We start from the raw sequence: 808 nt of genomic DNA on the forward strand, positions 1-808 counted from the left end.
GGATCCACCCAGGTCAACAGCAGATCGGAAAGCAGGTTACCCACCATCAAGAGGACCAAACCTATGGTGAGGAAGCCGGCCACCATGTAGAGGTCCTGCTGCTGCAAGGAATCCAGAAGCAGGGGAGTGATTCCCGGCCAAGCCATGACCACCTCCACCAAACCCGCCCCCGAGATCAAACCGGGTAGAATTGCCCCAATGTTGGCCACAAAGGGGATGATGGCGTTCCTGAGGGCATGCTTATAGACCACCATCCTCTCGGCCAGCCCTTTGGCCCGGGCGGTGCGGATGTAATCCTGGGAGAGAACCTCCAGCATCTGCCCCCGCATCACCCTCGAGAAACCTGCGATGTCGCTGGTAGTTACCACGATAATGGGTATGACCGCATGCCAGGCAATGTCCACAATCTTTTTCCAGGAATCAAAGTGCTCAAAACCGCTGCTGGTCATGCCCGATACCGGGAAAACCATCACCCCTGTTCGGAAGTAGACCTGAAGGATCAGGTACATGAAGATCAGGGCCAGGAAAAAGTTGGGGATGGCCAGGCCGATGTAGGCCAGAAAGGAAATTACCCGGTCCCCCACGGAGTACTGGCGCAAGGCCCCGTAAACCCCCACGGGAATGGCCACCAGGAAGAGGAGAACTGTAGCCGGCACCACGATAACCATGGAGTTAACCACCCGGGGTAAGACAATGTCCAGCACCGGGGCCTGATAGGCAAAGGAATAACCCAGGTTGAGATGCAGAAGGTTGTGCATCCAAAGCAGGTACTGCTCGTGTATGGGCCGGTCCAGGCCGAACTGGGCCC

Annotated in this window: 1 protein-coding gene; it reads right to left on the reverse strand. The window is 57.1% G+C overall.

From position 1 onward, the window contains the following. Nucleotides 1–808: ABC transporter permease (locus ABWU19_RS14955; RefSeq protein WP_435902420.1), on the reverse strand; the 808-nt coding region annotated here is incomplete at both ends.

The sequence above is a fragment of the Meiothermus cerbereus genome (assembly GCF_051297115.1).
GTDB classification, from domain to species: Bacteria; Deinococcota; Deinococci; order Deinococcales; family Thermaceae; genus Meiothermus; species Meiothermus cerbereus_A.